The 22,938-nt window shown below is 72.2% G+C and carries 9 protein-coding genes (1 of these 9 only partly in view); all 9 read right to left on the bottom strand.

From position 1 onward, the window contains the following. Positions 1–47: 47 nt before the first annotated feature. Positions 48–1,022 (bottom strand): methyltransferase, encoded by a 975-nt coding sequence (locus ACIBI9_RS42105; RefSeq protein ID WP_397231112.1) that lies wholly within the window; start codon positions 1,020–1,022, stop codon positions 48–50. An 11-nt stretch (positions 1,023–1,033) separates the two neighbouring features. After that, positions 1,034–1,777: a thioesterase II family protein gene (locus ACIBI9_RS42100; protein ID WP_397231110.1), complete on the bottom strand. Its 744-nt coding sequence runs from the start codon at positions 1,775–1,777 to the stop codon at positions 1,034–1,036. Further along, complete coding sequence (locus ACIBI9_RS42095) at positions 1,774–2,808, bottom strand: Gfo/Idh/MocA family oxidoreductase (protein WP_397231108.1); 1,035 nt, start codon at positions 2,806–2,808, stop codon at positions 1,774–1,776. Before ACIBI9_RS42095 ends, ACIBI9_RS42100 begins: the two co-directional genes overlap by 4 nt. After that, positions 2,805–3,938: a saccharopine dehydrogenase NADP-binding domain-containing protein gene (locus ACIBI9_RS42090; RefSeq protein ID WP_397231106.1), complete on the bottom strand. Its 1,134-nt coding sequence runs from the start codon at positions 3,936–3,938 to the stop codon at positions 2,805–2,807. The genes ACIBI9_RS42095 and ACIBI9_RS42090 overlap by 4 nt, the downstream gene beginning before the upstream one ends. Beyond that, positions 3,935–9,451: an amino acid adenylation domain-containing protein gene (locus ACIBI9_RS42085; RefSeq protein WP_397231104.1), complete on the bottom strand. Its 5,517-nt coding sequence runs from the start codon at positions 9,449–9,451 to the stop codon at positions 3,935–3,937. Before ACIBI9_RS42085 ends, ACIBI9_RS42090 begins: the two co-directional genes overlap by 4 nt. Beyond that, positions 9,448–15,732, bottom strand: coding sequence for an amino acid adenylation domain-containing protein (locus ACIBI9_RS42080; protein WP_397231102.1), 6,285 nt, complete (start codon positions 15,730–15,732; stop codon positions 9,448–9,450). The genes ACIBI9_RS42085 and ACIBI9_RS42080 overlap by 4 nt, the downstream gene beginning before the upstream one ends. Before the next feature lie 131 nt (positions 15,733–15,863). Beyond that, positions 15,864–18,944 (bottom strand): amino acid adenylation domain-containing protein, encoded by a 3,081-nt coding sequence (locus ACIBI9_RS42075; RefSeq protein ID WP_397231100.1) that lies wholly within the window; start codon positions 18,942–18,944, stop codon positions 15,864–15,866. A 2-nt stretch (positions 18,945–18,946) separates the two neighbouring features. Next, positions 18,947–19,765, bottom strand: a complete 819-nt coding sequence (locus tag ACIBI9_RS42070; protein ID WP_397231099.1) for a hypothetical protein — start codon at positions 19,763–19,765, stop codon at positions 18,947–18,949. A gap of 26 nt (positions 19,766–19,791) precedes the next feature. Next, positions 19,792–22,938, bottom strand: the 3' portion of a protein-coding gene (locus ACIBI9_RS42065; protein WP_397231097.1) for an SDR family NAD(P)-dependent oxidoreductase. It continues 24,201 nt past the right edge of the window; only the last 3,147 of its 27,348 coding nucleotides appear in the window; its start codon lies off the right edge, out of view; its stop codon occupies positions 19,792–19,794.

Raw genomic sequence — 22,938 nt, 5'->3', positions numbered from 1 at the left:
AAGGCGCCGGGCTCCCTATGAGCCCGGCGCCTTCGTTCGGCCCGGTTTCAGCGGGTGGCGGTGAGCAGCCGCATCCCGAGCGGCAGGTCGAGCAGCCTGCCCGGGGTCAGGTCGGCCTCCTCCAGGAGCGCGCGGTACTCCGCCTCGGTACGCTCCCGTCCCCCGGTCATCACCATCATGTGCAGGTCGAACGCGAGCGGCAGGTACGAGTCCTCGCCGACGACGCGTTCGACGACCAGCAGCTCGGCTCCCGGCTCCATCGCCTTGGCGCAGTTGGCCAGCAGGACGGCGCAGCGCTCGTCGTCCCAGTCGTGCAGGACGCGCGAGAGCACGTAGACGTCGCCGCCCTCCGGCACGGAGTCGAACAGGTCGCCGCCGACCAGCTCGCACCGGTCCAGCACGCCCATCCGCTCCAGGTGCGCGGGCGCGGCCTCGACCACCTCCGGCACGTCGAACAGCACGCCTCGCGCCGCGGGGTCGCTCCGCAGGACCGTAGCCAGCAGGGCGCCGGTGCCGCCGGCGAGGTCGACCACCCGGCGGGCGCCGGAGAAGTCGTAGGCGTCGGGGATACCGCGGAAGAACGAGGCGCCCGCCGCCATTCCCCGGTTGAAGACGGCCGCCTTGCCCGGGTCGCCGGCCAGGTGCGCGAAGACGGGCTCGCCGTGGACGTGCTCGAACGCCGGCTCCCCGGTGCGGACCGCGTGTGCCAGGCCGTCCCAGGCGGAGGCGAAATAGTCCTCGCCGTAGAGGGCGGCCAGCGGGCCCAGCGCGTCGCCGCGCAGCTGCGCCCCCATCGGGGTCAGCCCGTACCTGTTGTCGCCGTCGGCGTCGGCCAGGCCCACGCCCGCCAGCAGCCGGAGCAGGCGGTGCAGCGCGCCGGGGTGCGCGCCGACCTCCTCGGCGATCTCCTCGGGGGCGAGGCGTCGCCCGTCGAGCACGTCCGTAACGCCCAGGCGCACCGCGGCGAAGGTCGCCTGCGCCACCCATCCTCCGGTGAGGATGCGCATCAGATCCTGCTCCATCGAATCCTTCCTCAGGGTGTGGACGGCCACGCGGTGGCGACGGCGCGGGACAGCTCCGCGATCACGTCACCCTGCCGCGGCACGAGGTAGAAGTGGTCGCCCTCCATCACGCGGACGGCGAATCGGTCCCTCGTGAGCTCGCCCCATCGGGCCGCCTGCCCGGCGGTCACCTCGGGGTCGTCGCTCCCGAGCAGCGCGGTGACGGGGCAGGCGAGCACGCCGCCCGGCCGGTGCCGGTAGGTCTCGTCGACCCGGTAGTCATTGCGTACGGCGGGCAGGGCCAGCTCACGGATATCCGGATCGTCCATGAGCTCCCGCTCCACGCCGCCGAGCCGGACCAGCTCGTCCACCAGCTCGTCGTCGGAGCGGGCGTGCGTGTCGCCGGGGCGGTGCTCGTGAGGGGCGTGCCGGCCGGAGGCGAACAGGTGCGTCACGCCCCTGCCCCTGGCCTCCAGCGCGCGGGCCACCTCGTACGCGATCAGGGCACCCATGCTGTGCCCGAACAGCGCGACCGGCCGGTCGAGCAGCGGCGCCATGGCGTCGGTGACGAGCTTGGCGAGGTGGACGGCGTCGTCCACGAGCGGGGCGGCGCGGTGATCGCCGTGTCCCGGGTACTGCACGGCGCGTACCTCGACGGAGTGCGGCGCGTCCCCATGCCAGCTCCGGTAGAAGCTCGCGGAGCCGCCCGCGTGGGGGAAGCAGAACAGCCGCAGCCCGGCGTACGGCCTGGGCCGGTAACAGTGGAACCAGTTCATGTGAGCTCCGCGGCGGACAGGGGTCGGGGTGCCGTCTGGACCAGCAGTTCGGGCCTGCCGATCGCGGCGGTGGCGTCGAGCCAGAGGCGGCTGAGCGTCAGGTGGTACTGGCCCTGCCGCAGCGGATCCCGCCCTTCCTCGGCGTCCTGGCGCAGCTCCGACAGCGCCCGCCGGACGCCGTCGGGCCACAGGGACGTGACGATGTCGTGGAAGGTGGGCGCGTGCGCCGGCCCGATGGTGGTGGCGCTGGGCAGGCGCAGGTGGTCCGCGCCGGTGGCGAAGCGGTCGTCGGCGTCGCGGCCGACGTACATGCGCGGGCTCCACACGAGCGGGCCGTGCGTGTTGACCAGGGTGAGGCTGCCGCCCTCCGTCCCCACCGTGACGCGGTGGAGCAGGTGCAGGTGGGCGTCGGGGTCGTTGGGCGCGATCTGGTTCTGCACCCGGAGGGTCAGCGGCACGCCGCCGACGGTCCCGGTGAGGCAGGTGAAGGGCGTGCCGGGGGCCGTGGCGGTGAACGTCCACGGGCGTAACGCGCCCAGGGCGCGGCCGAGGATGTCGAACAGGGCGTAGGCGACGTGGACGCTGCAGGCGGCGTCCACGTAGAGGGGCTGCTGGAGCTCGAACAGGCGGCGGGCTGTCTCGATGAACCGGCGTACCGGGTCGAGGTGGACGTACAGGGTGTTCACGTGGTGCACGGCGGACGCGGCCCGGGCGGTGCGCAGGCAGCGGGCCAGCTCGTCGGCGTGCAGCGGATGCTCCTGCAGCACGTGCACGCCGCGGGCCAGCAGGGCGCCGGCCAGCTCGCTGCCCTCTCCCCCGACGACTCCCGACCGTACGACCACGCAGGCCAGGTCCGCGAGCTCGGGCACCTGGTCGGGGTCCGTGAGCAGCGGGACGCCGTACTCCTCGGCGTACGCGGCGGATCGGGCGCTGCCGCGGGCGAGGACGCCGGTCAGCTCGAAGGGGCCGTCCCGCAGCGCGGAGAGGTAGATCTGGCCGAACTTGGTCCCGCACACCACGACCCGCTTCACAGCGCGCCCTCCTCGAACACCGGCGCGACCAGGTCGATCGGCGCCACCGCGTCGGTGATCTCGATCTTCGCCACGGGCTCCAGGTCCGCCAGCACCCGGGCCGGGTCGAGCACGGCGTCGGCGTGGTGGAGCCCCGCCGCGACGTCGCCGCGGAGCACCGCCATGGCCGCGTGGGCGGCGACCGCGGCGGTGAGCGCGTAGGAGTCGCGGGTGCGCAGTGCCAGGGTGCGGGTGCCGTGCGGGCCGCTGAGCTGGAAGAGCAGGACGTAGTACGGGGTGCGCCCGGCCAGTTCGAGCTCGGCCGCGCGCGTCAGGTCCGCGGCCTGGCCGGCGGTGCTCGCGGCGGCGAGGACGCCGTCGCCGGCGATGACGTTGTACCAGCGGGCCTGCGCCAGCCCGAGCTCCACGGCCACCCGCTCCGCCTCGGCGCTCAGGTAGGGGTAGGCGGTGACCGGTCCGGGGAAGTAGGGAAGCTGGACGTCGTGGACGGGGGTGAGGGCACGGGCGACCCTGGCGCCGTCACGCCACGCGGCCAGCGCGGCGCCCCGCTCCTCCTGTCCGGCCAGCAGGAAGTCACCGGCGGCGGCGGGGGTGAGCCGGTCCAGCCCGCCGGTGTAGACGTCCAGCCGGAGCCCGCAGCCACGCCCGTGCTCGGCGTTCGGAGTCAGGGCAGCCGAGGCGAGGCCGGCCAGGTGGCGGGGCACGAGTCCGGTGAGGCCGGGGAGCATTCCCGCCGACAGCACCGCCGTACGTCCCTGCGTGCCTGTCCCGGCCGGCTGGGCGAAGGCGGCGGCGTCACCGGCGGCGTCCACGTAGTCGGCCCCGGCGGCGAACGCGGCCCGCGCCACCCGGTCCCGCAGGAGGTAGGAAGGGCCCGCGCAGTTGACGACGACCCGGCAGCCCGCGCAGAACCGGGCGAGCTCGGCAGCGTCGAGCGCGTCCACCTGCCACGCCTCGCCGTGCCCGCCCAGCTCCGCGTCGACGAAACGCCGGGCCGCCGCCCCGTCCCGCCCGCCGACGCGCACACCCGGGTGATCGGCCTCCCCTCCGTCCGCCCGTGGGCCGCGCCCGGCGAGCAGGCGTGCCGCGGTGCCGCCGACCGCGCCATAGCCGCCGAGTACGCCGATCACGCGGTCACCTCTGTCACCTCGGTCACCAGTTTCGCCACGTCGGCCGCGTACGGCCCGCTGAGGCAGCTGAAGTGGTCGCCCTCGATGTCGAGCGCGGTGAGCCGGCCCAGGCAGAGGTTCTGCCAGAAGGCCGTCATGTCGTCCTGCAGGGTCGGCACGAGGTTGGTGACGCCGCGCTGGCGGAGGAACGTGATGTCGCCCGCGTACGGCTCCGGGTCGTAATGGGTGACGGCCGTGAAGCTCTGCCGGAAGACCCGGTAGGCCAGGTCCACCCGCTCGGGCGGATGGCCGAGGGCGCGGGCGACGGCGGCCAGCCGGTCCGGGGGTGAGGTGGTGGCCAGTTCGGCGAAGTGGCGGCCGATCTGCGCGAGGCCGGGATCCGCGCTGCCGGCGAGCGCGGCCAGGCTGCCCTCGCGTACGTGTCCGGGCGATGATTCGAGCACGGCGCGCAGGGCCCGGGCGAGGTCTCCGCCGGGGTAGCCGAGCCGCGCCGGGTCCAGGCCGCAGGCCTGCGCGAAGCCGTACTCCAGCATGAGCTCGTCGCTGATCCGGTAGGGGAAGCGGGAGCTGCTGATGACCGTGAGCCCGTCGACGACCGCGCCGCTCTCGGTGAGGCGGCGGGCGACCTCGGTGGCGATGAGGCCGCCCATGCAGTAACCCACGATGTGGTACCTGGCCGCGCCCTCCTTGAGCAGGAGCCGCGCGTACGATCCGGCCAGCGATTCCACCGTTTGCGCGGGGTCGAGCTCGAGGTAGCGCTCCGCGTCGTTGATCACCAGGCCGAGCAGGGGCGTCCCGGAGAGCTCGGGGACGAGCGCCCGGTACGGGGTCAGGGTGCCGGTGCCGTCGTGAAGCAGCACCCGCACCGAACCGTCGCCCCCGTCACCTGACAGGCGTACCAGCGGGCCGGCGTGCGTTCTCGGCAGCCCCTGCTCGCGCTCGTCGCGGGCCTGGCGCAGGTGGGCGGCCAGCGCGGCGACGGTCGGCTGGTTGACGAGCTGCCGGACCAGGCTGTCCCAGTAGAAGCCGCTCGCCTCCGCCAGCTCCTCGCGCACCCGCCCGGCCAGGCGGGTGACCAGCAGGGAGTCGCCGCCCAGCGCGAAGAAGTCCTGGTCCCGGTAGACGCGCGGGAGCCCGAGCAGCTGGGCCCAGAGGGCGGCCAGCCGCCGTTCGAGGTCGTCGCGCGGCTCCTCGCCGCCGGGCGCGCTCTCGCCGGCCGTACTGGGCAGGAGGGTACGCAGCCGCGCCCGGTCGATCTTGCCGTTGTCCGTCAGCGGCAGCTCGTCGACCACCTGGACGTGGGCCGGAAGCATGTAGTCGGGCAGCCGCTCGGCGAGGAACGCCCGCAGCTCCGCCAGGTCGATCCGCTCCCGGTCGTCGGGGAAGCGGGCCGCGAAGACGCACTGCCCGAGGGAGGCCAGCGGGTCGCCCGGCCCGGGCAGGCAGGCGAGCGTGCGGGCCCCTGCCCCGCGCAGCAGGTCGAGCCACTCGTCGCGGGTGACGAACGTCCGGTCGCGGCCCTGCCGCACGTCGGCGTAGTCGTGCGGGTTCATCAGGAACTCCATCGAGCTCATGATCTGGACGTGCTCGCGGGTGGTCTCGATGAACACCAGCCACCCGCCGGGCACCAGCAGCTCGCGGAACCTGGCCAGCACGGCGGCGGCGTCGTGGGAGTTGTGCAGGACGTTGGCGCAGAGGATGACCTCGAAGGAGTTCGGCTCGTATCCCTGGGCGCGGTAGTCGGCGTTGATGTCGAACAGGCCGTAACGCACCCACGGGTGGTCCGCGAACCGTTCGGCGGCCTGGGTGAGGAAGAACCGCGACAGGTCGGTGAAGACGTACTCGACCTGGTGTCCGGCCAGCTCCGGGATCAGCTCGGCGCTGGTGCCGCCCACGCCCGCGCCCGCTTCCAGGACGCGCAGCGGCCCGCCGGTGTGTTGCTCGGCCACGCGGCCGACGACCGCGCGCACGATGCGGTTGACGTACCTGCTGAGCACGTTGTCCTTGTACGCGCCCTCGGCCGTCCCGACGTCGCCCTCGGGGAACAGCAGCTCGCGGGCGTCGAGCTCGCCGCGTATCAGCTCGGGCAGGTGCGTGGTGCTGACCCGCAGGAACCCGATCAGCTCGGCCCCGTAGTCGAGCCCCTCGGTCAGGCTCTCGACCCGGCGCCACAGCGGCTCCACGCCGGTGTCCCCGCGCAGGTTCCGATACCGTCCATCGGGGTCGCGGTCGAGCCGTCCGCGCTCGTGCAGCGCGGCGAGCCAGCGCCGGACGAGCCGGTGGTGGTCCGGCGCGACCCGCGCGGCGGCCAGGATCTCCTCAAGGCCGTGGCCGTCCTCGGTGGCGAACAGGCCGCCCGTACGGAGCGCCGCCGCCATCGACGCGAGCGCGATCTCGTCGAGCGTCTCGGCCACCGCCACGACGCGCGCCAGGTCGACACCCTCCAGTGCCGCGACCGCCGCCACCTCGGCCGCTCCCACGACATCGGGCACGCCACCCCGCCCAGCCCCCGCGTCCGACCCGCCACCCCGCCCAGCCCCCGCATCCGGCGCGCCGCCTTCTCGGGTCCGCTCGGCCGGCGTGCCGTCGTCCTTCTGCGCGGCCTGGGCGAAGGCGATCAGGCGGCGTTCCAGTGCGCGGTCGCCGTCCACGATCACGGTCCCGGCCGCGACCGCGGGGTGTGCCTGCAGCGCGGTCTCCACCTCGGCCAGCTCGATCCGATGCCCGCGGATCTTGACCTGGGAGTCCTCCCTGCCGAGAAACTCGATGTTGCCGTCGGGCCGGTAGCGGCCGAGGTCGCCGGTGCGGTAGAGGCGCTCGCCGCCGTGGCGCACGAAGCGTTCGGCCGTCCTGCCCTCATCCCCGAGGTAGCCCATCGCCACGCCGGAGCCGCCGATGTACAGCTCTCCCGGCACCCAGTCGGGGCAGGGCCGCATGGCGGCGTCGAGCACGTGGAAGGTCTGGTTGGCCAGCGGCTTGCCGTACGGGACGCTCACCCAGCCGGGCAGCGGGCCGTCGATGGGGTGGTAGATGGACCAGATCGCGGCCTCCGTGGCCCCGCCCAGGCTGATCACGTCCAGTTCCGGCACGCGGCGGCGGATCTGGCCGGGCAGCGCCACCGGGATCCAGTCGCCCGACAGCATCGCCAGCCTCAGCGCGGGCAGCTCCGCCCCGGGCTCCGCGTCCAGGTAGTGCTGGAGCATCTGGAGTTGCGCGGGCACCGAGTTCCACACGGTTACCCCGTGCCCGGCGGCGAGCTCGGCCCAGTGGGCCGGGTCGCCCCGCCGTGACGGGTCCGGCAGCACGAGTGCCGCCCCGACGGCGAGCGGTCCGAAGATGTCGTAGACCGACAGGTCGAACCCCAGGTTGGCCAGCCCCAGCACGCGGTCGTCCGGGCCGACGCCGAAGCGGGCGTTGATGTCGTCGATGGTGTTGCGGGCGGCGCGATGGCTGATCATCACGCCCTTGGGCACGCCCGTCGAGCCCGAGGTGTAGATGACGTAGGCCAGGTCATCAGGGTGCCGCCGGGCGCCGCCCTCCTCGGCGTGGGCCGGTGGGAGGGCGGGGCCGGCGATCCGGTCGTGCTCGGCGTGGGCCCGCGGGAGGGTGTCGACGGCGATCCAGTCGTTCTCGGCGTGCCAGGACTGCGTGAGCACCAGGCGGGCCGAGGCGTCGGCGAGGATGCGGTCTCGCCTCGCCGCTGGCTGACCGGTGTCGACCGGCAGGTAGGCGCCGCCGGCCAGCAGCGTGCCGAGCACGGCCACGACCTGCTCGACGCCCTTGTCCATGACCACGGCGACGATCTCGCCGGGCAGGTGCCCCGCCTCGTGCAGCGCCCGCGCCACCGCGGCCGCCCGGCCCAGCAGCTCGCCGTACGTGATCGAGCCGGCGCCCGTGACGACGGCGGTCCGTTCCGGTGTGCGGCGGGCCTGGGCCACGACCTCCTCGTGCAGCAGCCCGTCCGGGAGCGGCGCGGCGGTGGCGTTGACGAGGGCGCGACGCCGTGCCTGCGCTCCGGGCAGCTCGACGGGGTCCTCGGACGACCAGGCCTCGTCCGAGGACAGGCCGTGCAGGAGCGCGGTGAAGGCGGCGAACATGTCGTCCACGAGCCCTTCGGGAAACACCCCCGCGCGTACGTCCCAGTTGACCAGCAGCGCGCCGCGGTGCTCCTTGACCTGGCAGTCGATCCACACCTGGGGCGTCTGGCTGATGCCGTACTCCGGCGTGCCGTGCTCGGCGTCGTCACGGCCGAGGCCGATGGCGCTGGTGAACACCACCGGCATGAGCGCGGCGTCCCGGCCGCGCCGGCGGGCCAGCTCGCGTATGACCTCGATGCCGCCACAGCGGCGGTGCTCCAGGTCGGCGAAGAGCTGCCGGCCGACGGCATGGGCACGCTCGGCGAAGGAGCGGCCGGGCGTGGTGTCGACGGCGAGCAGGTTGAGCGTGGTGAAGTCGCCGACGACCTGGTCGATGTACGGGTGCAGCGGCGGGCGGTCGAGCAGCGTCAGGTTGAGCGTGAACCTGGGCCGGCGGCTCCACCTCCCGATGACCTCGGCGTAGGCGGCCAGCACGGCCTGCGACGGCGTGATGCCGGCCGCGGCGGCCCGGGTGCGTAACCGCGCCCACTCCTCCGGCTCCACCCTGCTCTCCCACCGCAGGAACCGGGCGTCCGCGGCGGCCTGGTCGAGCGCGGGCAGTTCGGGCGCCGGCGGCAGGTCGTCCATCCGCCCCCACCAGTAGGCGCGGTCCCGGTCGTAGCGGGCGCTCTCGCGCTGCGCGCGCAGGGCCAGCAGGCAGTCGCGAAAGCTGACCGGGACGGGTGGCAGGTCGGCGTCGGGGTTCTCGTGCAGCAGGTGCAGCTCGCCGAGCAGCAGCTGGATGCTGACGTAGTCGGCGATGAGCAGGTCGATCGAGGCGTGCAGGAGGGCTCCGCGATCGGTGAGCGAGATCCGCAGCTCGAACAGCGGCCAGCTGCCCGCCGGGTAGACCGTGTGCGCCATCTCCTCGCGGACGGCGGCGAGCCGCTCCTCCGGGTCCGTACCGCGCAGGTCCGTCACGCGGACCTCGTAGCCGGGGATCCCGGCGAGCACCTGCTGGTGGCCGTCGGGGTGGATCACGGCGCGGAGCATGTCGTGGCGGGCGATCAGGGCGCGCCACGCGGCCTGCACCCGTTCCGGGTCGAGCCTGGGGAAGGAGACCTCGACGTAGCCGTGGCAGGCGACTCCGCCGTAGCCGAACGCGTCGTTGCGGCCGAGCAGGTAGGCCTGCTGCACGTCGGTCAGCGGGAAGGGCTCGAGGCGGCGTTCGGGGTCGGGCCGGACCGTCTCGGCTTCGGACTCGCGGCGCAGGTGCGCGATGATCTCGGGCTTGGCGCCGATCAGCGCCGCGCGCCGTTCCTCGGTCAGCGCTCCCTTGGGCGCCCGGAAGCGGAGGCTGCCGTCGTCCTCCCACAGCCGGATCCCCGCGGCCTCCGTGTCGGCGATGAGTTCGTGTACGGCCGGTGCCTGGGTCACAGCACGCCCTCTTCCGTCTCTTGGGTGTCGTCCGCCGTCAGGCCGATCGCCTCGGCGCAGTCGGCGATGGTGGGAGTGGCGAAGAAGCGGCGCAGGGACAGCTCCACGCCGAGCCGCCGCCGTACGATCTCGGCGAAACGGGTGGCGAGCAGGGAGTCACCGCCGAGGGCGAAGAAGCTCTGACCACGGCCTGGGGGCGGGATCTCCAGCAGCTCGGCCCACAGCTCGGCGAGCAGCGCCTCCGTGCCCGGGCGTGGGGGGTCGTCATCCGGCAGCGGTTCCAACCGGGTGGCCAGAGCGCTTCTGTCGATCTTGCCGTTGGCGGTCAGCGGCAGCCTTTCCAGCGCGCTGATCGTCGGCGGGATGGCATAGCCGGGCAGCCGATCAGAAAGGAACGAACGCAACTTGTCCAGATCCACGTCCTCAGGAGTGACGAACGCCGCCAACCGGCGCTGCCGCCGATCCCCCACCGCGACCGCCACCGCACGAGCCACCTGCGGAGACGCCTCCAGCGCCGCCTCGATCTCGCCCAACTCGATCCGATGCCCCCGGATCTTCACCTGATGATCAGCCCGCCCCAGGAACTCCAGCGTCCCGTCCGGCCAGTACCGACCCAGATCCCCGGTCCGATACCACCGCTCGCCCCCGCACTCGACGAACTTGGCCGACGTCGTCTCCGGATCACCCCGATAACCGACCGCCACCCCGGCGCCGCCGATCCACAACTCTCCCGCCACCCAGTCCGGGCAGTCCCGGCCGCCCCCGTCCACCACCCGGTACCGCTGATTCCGCAACGGCAGCCCGTACGGGATCGACGTCCAATGCGCCGGGACCCGATCCACCTCCCACGCGTTGGACCAGATCGCCGCCTCCGTCGCCCCACCCAACGCCACCAACCGGCACGAGCCCTGAGCAGCCAGCCGCGCCTGCAGATCCAACCCCACCCAGTCACCCGACACCATCGCCAACCGCAGACTCGGAGCCGCGGTGTGCAGCAGCATGTCCAGCAGGGTCGGGACGGTGTTCCAGATCGTCACCCCGTGCGCGGCGCACAACCGGGCCCAAGCCTGCGCGTCCCGCCGCTCATCTTCTTGCGGCAGGACGAGCGCACCGCCCGCCGACAGCAGGCCGAAGATGTCATACACCGACAGGTCGAAGTCCAACGCGGACACCGCCAGGACGCGATCGTCCGGCCCCACACCGAAGCGCTGGTTGATGTCTTCGATCGTGTTCAACGCCGCCCGATGAGCGACCTCCACCCCCTTCGGCTCCCCCGTCGACCCCGATGTGAAGATCACATACGCCGACATATCCGGTATGACCGCCACGGGCTCGGCCAGCCGTTGCGCTTCCTTGGGCAATTCGGTCAGGACGTGGCGCACACCCGCTCGCGACAGGATGCGTTCCCGGCGCGCGACCGGCTGATCCACGCCCACCGGGACATACATCCCACCAGCGGCGAGGACACCCAACACCGCCGCAACCTGATCCGGCCCCTTCGGGAGCACCACCCCCACCGCATCGCCCGGGGCGACCCCAGCCGCACGCAGATGCTCCGCCACCCGCAACGCCTCATCCGCCAACGCGCCGTACGACACCACCCGGTCGTCAGTGATCAACGCCACCCGATCCGGCTCACGATCCGCCCGCTGAAAGAACCGCCCGTGCAAAACGCCCTCAGGCAACGGCCCCGACGTGCTGTTCACCCGCTCCCGCACCACCGCCTGATCAGCAGGCAACCCCACCGGAGCCGCAACCGACCAATCCCCCTCCGCCAACCACTCCAGCAACCCCCCGTAAGCGGCGAACATCGCATCCAGCACACCCGGCGCGAACAACTCCTCCACCGCGTCCCAGCGGACCAGCAGGTCGCCCTCGACCTCCCCCACCTGGCTGTCCAGCCAGACCTGCGGGGTCTGCGACACACCCCAGACCTGCTCGGCAAAGGAGGGACCGAACGCGCCGTCGCCGGCGACGCCGAGCGTGCTGGTGAACACGACCGGCATGGTCATCTCGATCGAGTCGTTCCGCCTGGCCAGCTCCCGCATCACCCAGACCGCCGACACCTCGCCGTGCTCGAGCCCGCGCCACACCTCTTCCTGCAGCCCGCGCGCCCCGTCCAGCCAGCCGGCTCCCGGCCGGTAGCCGGCGAGCAGGAGGGAGGTGAAGTCGCCGAGCACGCGGTGGATGTCGGGATGGACCTCCCGCCTGTCGAACAGCGTGAGGTTGAGCGTCAGCGCCTCCTGGCCGCTCCACCTGCCCAGGACCTCGCCGAAGGCGGCGGCCAGCACGGTGGCGGGGGTCAGCTCGTGCCGCCTGGCCAGATCCGTGACGGTACGCCACCGCTCGGCCGGCATCCGGAACTCGCGGCGGGCGAACCGGGGCCGGTCGATCATCGCCGGGTCCACGCGCAGCGGCAGCCGGGGGGCGGGCGGCAGTTCGGGCAGCCGGGCGGCCCAGTATTCCTTGGCCGTCTCGAAGACCGCGGGATCGGGCGCCTGCGCGAGCACATAGTCGCGGAACGACACCTCGATCGGCGGCAGGACGGTCGCGGGGTCGTGGTAGAGCTGGTCGAGTTCGGCGAAGAAGACCATCATGCTGAGCGCGTCGACGATGATGTTGTCGAAGCTGACGCCGAGCCGTACCCCGCCGTCGTGGCGGGCGGCCCGCGCGTCGAACAGCGGCCAGCTGGACACGTCGAGCACCTGGTGCGACATCTGCTCGCGCAGCTGCTCGACGCTGTCGACGGCGGCGACGGCGAAGCGCGGCACCTCGGGCAGGATGCGCTGGAGCCCGTCCTGGTCGAAGACCGCGCGCAGCATCTCGTGCCGCTCGATCAGCAGGTTCCAGGCCGTTTCCAGCCGGTCGAGGTCGATGTCGCCGTCGAACTCGGTGTAGAAGTGGCAGCCGACGCCGCCGAGCGTGAAGTGCTCGGCCCGGCCGAGCCAGTAGGCCCGCTGCACCTCGGTGGGCGGGAACGGGTCGTGGCGGTGCTCGACGTCCGGGACCAGCGCGGGAGCGGGCGCGGCCGCCTCTCCCATGGTGAAGGTGGCCGCGAAGTCCGCCAGTACGGGCGTCTCGAACAGCAGGCTCAGCCTGGCATCGGCGACGCCTTCCACACGCAGGCGCGCGATCATGCGGGTGGCGAGCAGGGAGTCGCCGCCGAGGGCGAAGAAGCTGTCCGTACGCTGCACGGCCGGGAGTTCGAGCAGATCGGCCCAGATCTTGGCGAGCACGGTCTCGGCCGGCCCTACGGGCGGCTCCTCGACCGTGCTCTCTGCTGTCTCGCTGACCAGGGTGGTGAGTGCACTTCTGTCGATCTTGCCGTTGGCGGTCAGCGGCAGCCTTTCGAGCGCGCTGATCGTCGGCGGGATGGCATAGCCGGGCAGCCGATCAGAAAGGAACGAACGCAACTTGTCCAGATCGACGTCCTCAGGAGTGACGAACGCCGCCAACCGGCGCTGCCGCCGATCCCCCACCGCGACCGCCACCGCACGAGCCACCTGCGGAGACGCCTCCAGCGCCGCCTCGATCTCGCCCAACTCGATCCGATGCCCCCGGATCTTCACCTGTTGATCGGCCCGCCCCAGGAACTCCAGCGTGCCGTCCGGCCAGTACTGGCCCAGATCCCCGGTCCGATACCACCGCTCGCCCCCGCACTCGACGAACTTGGCCGACGTCGTCTCCGGGTCACCCCGATAACCGACCGCCACGCCGGCGCCGCCGATCCACAACTCCCCTGCCACCCAGTCGGGGCAGTCCCGGCCGCGCCCGTCCACCACCCGGTACCGCTGATTCCGCAGCGGCAGCCCGTACGGGATCGACGTCCAATGCGCCGGGACGCGGTCCACCTCCCACGCGTTGGACCAGATCGCCGCCTCCGTCGCCCCACCCAACGCCACCAACCGGCACCCACTCTGGGCGGCCAGCCGCGCCTGCAGATCCAACCCCACCCAGTCACCCGACACCAACGCCAACCGCAGACTCGGAGCCGCGGTGTGCAGCAGCATGTCCAGCAAGGTCGGGACGGTGTTCCAGATCGTCACCCCGTGCGCGGCGCACAGCTCCGCCCAGCGTTGGGCATCGCGCCGTTCGTCCTCTCGGGGCAGTACCAGCGCGCCACCCACGGACAGCAGGCCGAAGATGTCATACACCGACAGGTCGAAGTCCAACGCGGACACCGCCAGGACGCGATCGTCCGGCCCCACACCGAAGCGCTGGTTGATGTCCTCGATCGTGTTGAGCGCCGCCCGATGAGAAACCTCCACTCCCTTCGGCTCCCCCGTCGACCCCGACGTGAAGATCACATACGCCGACATATCCGGCGCGACCGCCACCGGCTCAGCCAACCGTCGCGCTTCCCCAGGTAGACCCGTCAGGACGTGACACACACCCGCCCGCGACAAGATCCGTTCCCGCCGCGCGACCGGCTGATCCACCCCAACCGGGACATACACCCCACCAGCGGCGAGGACACCCAACACCGCCGCAACCTGATCCGGCCCCTTGGGCAACACCACCCCCACCGCATCGCCCGGCCCAACCCCGGCTCCCCGCAGATGCCCCGCCACCCGCAGTGCCTGATCGGCCAACGCGCCGTATGACACCACCTCGCCGTCAGCGATCAACGCCACCCGATCCGGCTCACGATCCGCCCGCTCAAAGAACCGCCCGTGCAAAACGCCCTCAGGCAACGGCCCCGACGTGCTGTTCACCCGATCCCGCACCACCGCCTGATCAGCAGGCAACCCCACCGGAGCCGCAACCGACCAATCCCCCTCCGCCAACCAATCCAGCAACCCCCCGTAAGCGGCGAACATCGCATCCAACACACCCGGCGCGAACAGCTCCTCCACCGCGTCCCACGCCAGATGTAGCCCGTGGTCGTACTCGTTGATCTGGTGATCAAGCCACACCTGCGGCGTCTGCGTGATCATCCAGCCGGGTGTGCCGAAGGCCTCGCGGACCTCCGGGACGATCAGTTCGGTGCCCAGGTTGCAGGCGAACACCACCGGAGCCCCGGTGTGCTCGCCGCCCCGGGCGAGGTCGCGGAGCACCTCGACGCCGGAGTACCCGGTGTGCCGCGCGTCGGCGCGGAAGCGGGCCTGGAGGGTTCTGGCGCGCTCGGCGAACGGCTGCGGCTCGGACAGGTCGGCGGCCAGCAGGATCAGGTTGGTGAAGTCCGCGACCAGGTGGGCCACGTCCGGATGCACGGTCTCGTCCCGGTCGAACAGCGGCAGGTTGAGCAGGAAGCGCGGTTCGCCGCTCCACGCGGCGAGCACTTCTGCGTAGGCGGCGGCCAGCACCATGGCGGGGGTCAGCCCGTACGCTCGGGCCTGCTCCTGGATCCGCCGCCACGAGTCGAGGGGCAGCCACCTCTCTCGGCGGACGAACCGGGGGTGGGCGATCCGGCCGGGCTCCACGGCGAGGGGCAGCTGGGGCGCGCCGGGGAGTTCGTCCAGCCGGCCGCGCCAGTACTCCTGGTCCCGTACGCGCCGTGCCGCGCGTTCGGCGTCGCGGGCCGCGAGATACCGGGGGAACGAGCAGGCCAGCCCGGGAAGCGGCCGGTCCGGGTCCAGGTAGAGCATGGCCAGGTCCCGCAGCAGGATCTGCAGCCCGAGCACGTCGGCGACCAGGAAGTCCACCTCGAAGTGCACCCTGGAGCGGCCCCCCGGCAGCAGCGACAGCCGTACGTCGAACACCTCTCCCTTGGAGGCGTCGAAGCGGCGGTGCGACAGCCGCTCCCTGACGGCCTCGGCGGCCACTTCACCAAGCTCCGTCAGATCGTGAACGGTCAGGCCGGGCCAAGGGCTGGTGTCCGTGATCTGCTGGGTGCCGTCGTCGTGGAAGATCGCGCGCAGCATGCCGTGCCGGTCGATCAGGGCGCGTACGGCCCGCTCCAGCCGCGCCGGGTCGATGCCGCAGCCGTCGAACTCCAGGTACGCGTGGCAGCCGACGCCACCGATGACCTGCCCGTCGCCGCGCCCGATCCAGTACGCCAGCTGGACCGGGGTGAGAGGGAACGGCGCCGCCTCGTCCACGACCGGCTCCGGCGCGGCGGCGTCCACCGGCGGGGACAGCCGCGAGCTGACCAGCGACCACCAGGCCGCGAGCGTGAACTCCGTCGCCAGCTCGGCGAACGCGATGCCGGCTCCCGCGCGCCGCCACCGCCCCGCCAGCCTCATCGCGCGGAGCGAGTCGAGCCCCAGCCTGATCAGGTCGGCGTGGTCGGTGACCGCCGAGGGGTCGAGGTCGAGCTGGCCCGCGATGTCCGCGCGCATCGATTCGAGGGTCGGCGGAGAGGTGGAAGGGGCATGGGGAACGACGGCTTTTTCCGACACGAGAGAACCCGCCTATCGAGTAGTGCCTGCATCGCGCCCGCGGCCGGGTGGGGGACCCGGCCGCGGTTTCGTCAGAGGTTCGCGTTGGCCGCCTGCAGCCTCCGGGCGAGGCCGGCGGGCGTCGGCTCCTCGAAGATGTCCTTGAGCTTGAGCCGGATCTGGGTCTCCCGCTTGATCTCCTGCAGCAGCTTGACCGCCAGCAGCGAGTGCCCGCCGAGCGCGAAGAAGTGGCTGTCGGGGCCGAGATCGTTGCGGTTGAGCATGACCTTCCAGAGCGCCACCAGGGAGTCGACCAGCTGGTCCCCGCTGTCGGACGGGAGTTCCTCCTCCTCCACGCTGGCCTCGGCGTCGCGCAGCTCCATGGCCAGGCGGCGGAGGGCGGGGTAGTCGACCTTGTCGTTGCCCGTCATCGGGAACGCGTCCACGGTCACGTACTCCTGGGGGGTCGCGGCGTACGGGAGGGAGGCGCTGGCGTGCTCCCACAGCTCCGAGGTGACCTCGGGGCGTTCCGGCGCCACCACGAAGGCCCACAGGACGGCGTCGGCGCTGGGGTCGCCGACGACCACGACCGCGGCGGCCCTGACGTCCGGGTGGGCCAGCAGCACGCCCTCGACCTCGGCGAGCTCGATCCGGTTGCCGCGCAGTTTGATCTGGCGGTCGAGCCGGCCGAGGATCTCCAGCCGGCCGTCGGACGTCCACTGGGCCAGGTCGCCCGTGCGGTAGGACCGGCCGTACACGGGGTGCTCGCCGAACCGCTCGGCGGTCAGCTCCGGCCGGTCGTGGTAGCCGATGGCCACCCCGTCGCCGGCGATGCACAGCTCGCCCCGGGTCCCGATCGGCAGCGGGCGGCCGTCGGGGGCGGAGACGTACACCTTGGTGTTGGCGATGGGCACGCCCACGTCGACGCGGTCGGCGGCCGGGTCGATGCGGCCGGAGGTGGACCAGATGGTGGTCTCCGTGGGGCCGTACACGTTGTAGAGCTCGCACCCGGTCGCGGACAGCCGCTTGGCCAGGACGGCGGGCATCGGCTCGCCGCCGCAGAGCACGCGGCGGCCGGCCAGCTGCCCGGCCACCTGGTCGATGACCAGGCGCCAGGTGGTCGGCGTGGCCTGGGCGATGGTGACGTCGTAGCGCCGCAGCGCCTCCGCGAGGGGTTCGCCCTGGGTGCGGGCGTCGTCCGGCGCGACGGCCAGCCGCGCGCCCGTCGTCAGGGGCAGGAACAGCTCCAGAGCGGAGATGTCGAAGCTGAACGTGGTCAGCCAGAGCACGGTGTCCGCCGCGCCCACGGCCAGCTGGTGCGCGAAGTGCGCGATCAGGTTGGCGAGGCTGTAGTGGTCGATCAGGGTGCCCTTGGGCAGCCCGGTGGAGCCGCTGGTGTAGATGAGGTACGCGCAGTCCTCAGGCCTGACGCTGTTGAACGCCGTCACCTTGCCGGAGACCGGCGTCACCGAGTCGACGGGCACGAGCGGCAGGACCGTACGGTCGCCGGAGACGACGATCCCCTCGCCCGCGAGGACCACGGCGGCGCCGGCGTCGTCGAGCTGGTAGTCGAGCCGCTGCTGCGGGTGGTCGGGCTCCAGCGGCAGGTACGCCGCCCCGGCGAGCCACACGCCGACGGCGGCGGCGGCCAGCTCGGGACCGCGCCGCGCCAGCAGCGCGACGACGTCGCCCCTGCCCACGCCGGCGGCCCGCAGCGCGTCGCGGGTGGCCTCGGCGGCGGCCCACAGGCGGCGTAACCCGACGCGGCGCTCGCCGTCGAGCACCGCGTCGGTGTCCTCCGGCGGCGCGGCGGAGACCTGGCGGGCGATCTTGTCCAGTACGGTCGCCGGCGTCACCGCGCGCTCGGTGGCGTTGGCCAGCTCGATGGCCGCCCGGTCCTGGTAACACCAGACGGGGATGTCCGCGAGCGGCGTGTCGGGCTGCTCCGCGAGCGTGACGAGCAGCTCGTCGAAGCGGGCCAGCAGCAGCTCCACGTCGGCCCGGTCCAGGACGTCCACGCAGAACGCGGTCCTGATCCTGATCGCCTCGGGGGTGGAGGTGACGAAGAACTCCAGGTCGAACTTGCTGAAGCCGTTCTCGATCACCACCTGCGCGGCCCGCAACCCGCCCAGCATGAACTCGGCGGACAGGTCGGCGGGCACGTAGTTGAAGGTGTGCCGGAAGAGGTTGTTGCGCCAGCCGTCGCGGGGAACGAACTCCAGCAGGTCGTCCACCGGGTGGTCGGCGTGCGACATGGCCTCCATGAACGTGCGACGGGTGAGCCGCGTGTACGTGCGGAAGGTGTTCGCCGACTGCACGCGGGTGCGCAGGGTGAGCACGTTGATGTGGTAGCCGATCCGCGTGCCGGCCTCGGGCGTCCGCACGCTGACGGGCGAGCCGATGGTGAGGTCGGGGCCGGCCCCGTGGGCGGCGAGCAGCACGCCGTACGCGGCCATGAGGACGACCGACTCAGGCGACCGCAGCTCGCGCTGCATCTGCCGCGCCGCGTCGCGCGCGGCGGGGGACAGCTCCCAGTTGACCACGTCGCCCAAGAGGGTGACCTGCGAGGCCTCCGGCTGCTCGCACCACAGGTCCAGCTCGTCGGCGCGGAACCCGTCCAGCTTGTCGTGCCAGAACTCCCGGCTGCGCGGGTGGGCGGCCGGCTCCTCCCAGGCCGGCACGGTGTCGCACGGCGGCGACTCGCCCGCCGCGAGGGCGTTGTAGGTCGCGGCGAGCTCGTTCATCAGCAGCGCGGACGACAGCCCGTCGAAGATCGAGTGGTGGATCGCCAGGCAGTAGACCTCGCCCGCCTCCTCCTCCAGGACGGCGGCGCGCACCAGGAGCTCGCCGTCCGGCTGGAACGGCCGGGCCACGAACTCCGTCAGCCACTCGCGCGTGGCACCCCGGCCGGCCTCCTCGAAGCGCAGCTCGGCGTACTCGGGCGGCACGACCTCCCGCGTCATGCCCTCCGCCTCGATCCCGAAGACCGTGCGCAGGATCTCGTGCCGGCGCAGGACGTGGTTGATCGCGTCCAGCATGAGCGTGCGGCTCGGCAGGCTCGCCACGCTGAACGCCACGCCCAGGTTGTTCACCCCGGTACCGGGGACCAGCTCTTCCAGCATCCACAGCGCCTGCTCCTTGCGCGAGGCGCGCTGACCCAGCATCTGCTCCATGATCATCTCTCCAGCAGCTTGGTGACGGCCCTGGCGACCTCGTCCGAGGTGAGCAGCACGTCGTGGCCCTCCGCGAACCTGAGCTCCTCGGCCACGACGGTGCGGCCGGAGTCACGCAGCCGGTTCAGGCCGTTCCTCGGGTTGGACGAGCTCACCGCGGTGGCACGCAGCCACCCCTCCCAGGGGTCCAGGTGGTCGGCGTAGGTGAGGAAGGCCAGGAAGGCGCTGAACGTCTCCCACATCTCCTCGGAGTACTCCGGGTCGAACCCGGCCCTTTCGAACGCGCGGTGCCCGACCTCGCGGAAGGTGGCATACAGCTGGGCGGCGTAGCCCTCGACCGTGATCCCCTCGACCTGGAGCATCGTGTCCATGGTCTCCCGGATCTGGGTGACGTCCTCCTCGTTCAGGATCGAGGAGAGGATGCCGAAGACCTTGCCGAACTGGAAGTAGACGTTCTCCAGGCTCGTGGGCTCCGGGTCGAAGAGGATCAGCTTGGGCGTCGAGCCCTGCAGTTCGGCCAGCCTGTCGACGAGCTCGGCCGCGTAGACGGCGCCCACGCAGTAGCCCATGACCGCGTGGACCTTCCTGCCGCTCTCCTTGATGGGCTCCACCCAGGAACGGACATAGGCGGCACCGTCGATCCCGCAACCGGGCGCCACGGCGGGCGGGCGCACGTGCCAGAAGGTCGCGTCGTAGTCAATGTTCGCCACCAGCTCGGGGAAGCCCGCCTCCGCACGGCCGGTCTCCGTGAAGTCGACGCAGAGGACGAGGTCCGCCGAGTTGGATTCTTTGAGCGTCGTCCAAGTGGTTACCAGGGTCATGATCATTCCTTTGATCGGAGTTCTGCCTAGGAACTCCCGCCTTCAAGGGCGAGCTGAATCAGGAGGTCGGCGTCCATGCTGTCGATCTCCTCGGTCCTGCCGTTCGTCTCTCCGTCCTCCTCCGGGCCGGCTAGGCGGAACAGGCTGTCCAGCAGCCCGGCCTCACGTAGCCGTGAGATCGGGATGGTCGTCAGGAGCTGCCGTACCTCGGCGTCGCTCCGGACCGCGGCGGGCCCGGCCGTCCTGGCCGCGGCGGCCGGGAAGAGCTGCTCCAGTACGAATCGCGTCAGGTCGTGGGGAGTCGGGTAGTCGAAGATGAGCGTGGCCGGGAGCTGCAGTCCGGTGGCCGCGTTGAGCTGGTTGCGGAGTTCGACCGCGGTCAGGGAGTCGAAGCCGAGATCCTGGAACTGGCGTCCCGGCTCGATCGCCGACCCGTCGGCGAACCCGAGCACCGCCGCGACCTGGCCCCTGACGAGCTCCGACAGGGTGTCCTGAATCTGGTCCGGCTCCATCGTGGCCAGCCGTTCCGCCAGTCCCTGGGCCGGGCGGGCACGGCGTGGCCGGGTACGGGTCCCGGCCTTGGTGAACTTCGCGGGGACCAGCGCGGCCCGGCCGGATCGGGTGCCGATGTCGAAGAGTTCCAGTCCCTCCTCGGCGGTCAGGGGCTGCACGCCCGCGCGTTCCATGCGGCGCAGGTCGGACTCCGTCAGCTCGCCCGCCATGCCGCTGGTCGTCCAGAGGCCCCAGGCGAGGGATGTCGCGGGGAGACCCTGGGCTCTGCGGTGGTGTGCCAGGGCGTCCAGGTACGCGTTGGCGGCGGCGTAGTTGCCCTGGCCCGCGCTGCCCAGGACGCCGGCCAGCGAGGAGAACAGCACGAACGCGGTCAGGTCGAGGTTCCGCGTGAGCTCGTGCAGATGCCAGGCGGCATCGGCCTTGGGCCGCAGGACCGCGTCCAGCCGCTCGCCCGACAGGGAGGTGATCACGCCGTCGTCCAGCACACCGGCCGTGTGAACGATGCCGGTGAGCGAGTCCGCCACCGAGGCGACCACCCCGAACAGCGCCTCACGATCGGCCACGTCGCACGCGGCCACCTCCACCTCGGCGCCCAGCCCTTCCAGCTCGGCCACCAGCTCGGCCGCGCCCGGCGCGTCCGGGCCGCGGCGGCTGACCAGCAGCAGCCGCCTGACCTCGTGCTCGGTGACCAGGTGGCGGGCCACCAGCGCGCCCAGCCCGCCCGTGCCACCGGTGACCAGCACCGTGCCGTCCGGGCCGAACACCGGACCCTGATCCTCCAGATCCGTGACCCGGCCCAGCCTCGGCGCCCAGATCTCGCCCGCCCGCACCGCGAGCTGCGGCTCACCCGACGCCAGCACCCTGGCGAGCACGTCGCCGGAGGGCGCCTCGGCATCCAGATCCAGCAGCACGAACCTGCCGGGCTGCTCGGCCTGCGCGGCCCGTACCAGACCCCACACCGCCGCCTGCGCCACATCCGATACGTCGTCCGCGGCCGCGACCACCGCGCCGTAAGTGACGATGACCAGCCGCGACGCCGCCAGGCGATCGTCGGCAAGCCACTCCTGGACCAGCTCCAGCGTCGCGTGGGTCGTGGCGTGCACGTCCTGGCCGGTGGCCGGGCACGCGACCAGGACCGCCTCCGCCGGCTGAACTGAGGCCAGGTCGGGGTACGTCTGGGCATCGGTGCCCAAGTCGTCGGGACCCAGCACGACCCACTGAGGTGCTGGCGAGCTGGATGTGTCCGGGACCGCGATCCAGTCGAGCTGGTGCAGCGAGCCCGGGGTCCCGGTGGTGGACAGGGCACGCAGGGTCAGGGCGTCGACCTCGGCCACTGGCGCGCCGGTCTCGTCGGCGATGCTCAGCGTGATGCTCGCCGCACCCTCACCTGCGGTCACCTTGACGCGCAGGCCGCTCGCACCGGCCGCATGCAATGAGACCCCGCTCCAGGCGAACGGCAGATACGGCTGCCCGGCCTCCGGCCTCGGCACGACGTCACCCAGCGCGGCGGCGTGCAGGGAGGCGTCCAGCAAGGCGGGGTGCAAACCGAACCGGCCCGCCTCGGCGTGCGTCTGCTCCGGCAGCGTGATCTCGGCGAACACCGCGCTTCCTTGCCGCCAGGCCGCAGTCAGCCCCTGGAACAGCGGCCCGTACTCCAATCCATCCGCAGCCAGGTCGTCATACAGCTGCTCGACATCGACCGGCGTGGCCCCGGCCGGAGGCCATTGAGCCAGGTCGAACACCGGCTCCTCGGCCTGGTCGGCGAGCAAGCCCTGTGCGTGCTGCACCCACTCCGCAGCCTGGTTGCTGCGGGAATGGATGCTTACGGGGCGGTTGCCTGACTCGTCGCATGGTCCGGCGACCAGCTGGATGTGCACGCCACCCTCGGCCGGCACCAGCAACGGTGCCTGGATGGTCAGCTCCCGTAGCTGCGGGCAGTCCAGCTCATGCCCGGCCCGCACCGCCAGCTCCACCAGCGCCGCACCCGGCACCACCACCCGGCCGTTGACCTGGTGATCGGCCAGCCAGGGCTGTGACGTGAGGGACAGGCGGCCGGTGAAGATGACCGACTCGCCGCCGGCCACCTCGGTCACCGCGCTCCACATCGGATGCTCGATGGCGCCCAGCCCGGCGGCGTCCACATCACCGGACTCCAGACTGGCCGGCACCCAGTACCGCTGGTGCTGGAAGGCGTAGGTGGGCAGGTCGACGTGCCTGCCCGGTGCCAGCACCGCCGTCCAGTCCACAGCGATGCCGTTGGTGTGCAACCGGCCAAGTGCCTCGATCAGGACGCGGGCCTCGTCGCGGTCCTTACGGGTGGCGGGGATGAAGACGCCATCGGCGATGCTCTGCTGGGCCAGCCCTGTCAGCACTCCATCCGGGCCGATCTCCAGGAAGTGGGTCGCCCCGGCAGCCGTGACTCCGTCAGCGAACCGCACGGCCTGCCGCACGTGCTCCACCCAATAGCTCGGGGTGGTCAGCTGCCCCGGCTCGGCCAACCGGCCCGTCAGGTTGGAAACGATCGGGAGGGTCGGCTCGTGGTAGGTCAGACCGGAGATGGCCTCCTCGAAGTCGGCCAGCATCGGCTCCATCAACGGCGAGTGGAAAGCATGCGAGACCCGCAGCCTGCGCGTGCGAGCGCTGACCCGCTCCTCGATCTG

Source organism: Nonomuraea sp. NPDC050451, from assembly GCF_044458585.1.
The sequence above is the reverse complement of the archived record's forward strand: the minus strand, read 5'-3'. Positions and strand labels throughout refer to the sequence as shown.

Bases quoted from the DNA above. Each gene is read 5' to 3' on its own strand.
- ACIBI9_RS42100 (WP_397231110.1), bottom strand. From the start codon at position 1,777: ATGAACTGGTTCCACTGTTACCGGCCCAGGCCGTACGCCGGGCTGCGG.
- ACIBI9_RS42080 (WP_397231102.1), bottom strand. From the start codon at position 15,732: ATGCGCGCGGACATCGCGGGCCAGCTCGACCTCGACCCCTCGGCGGTC.
- ACIBI9_RS42105 (WP_397231112.1), bottom strand. From the start codon at position 1,022: ATGGAGCAGGATCTGATGCGCATCCTCACCGGAGGATGGGTGGCGCAG.
- ACIBI9_RS42070 (WP_397231099.1), bottom strand. From the start codon at position 19,765: ATGACCCTGGTAACCACTTGGACGACGCTCAAAGAATCCAACTCGGCG.
- ACIBI9_RS42075 (WP_397231100.1), bottom strand. From the start codon at position 18,944: ATGGAGCAGATGCTGGGTCAGCGCGCCTCGCGCAAGGAGCAGGCGCTG.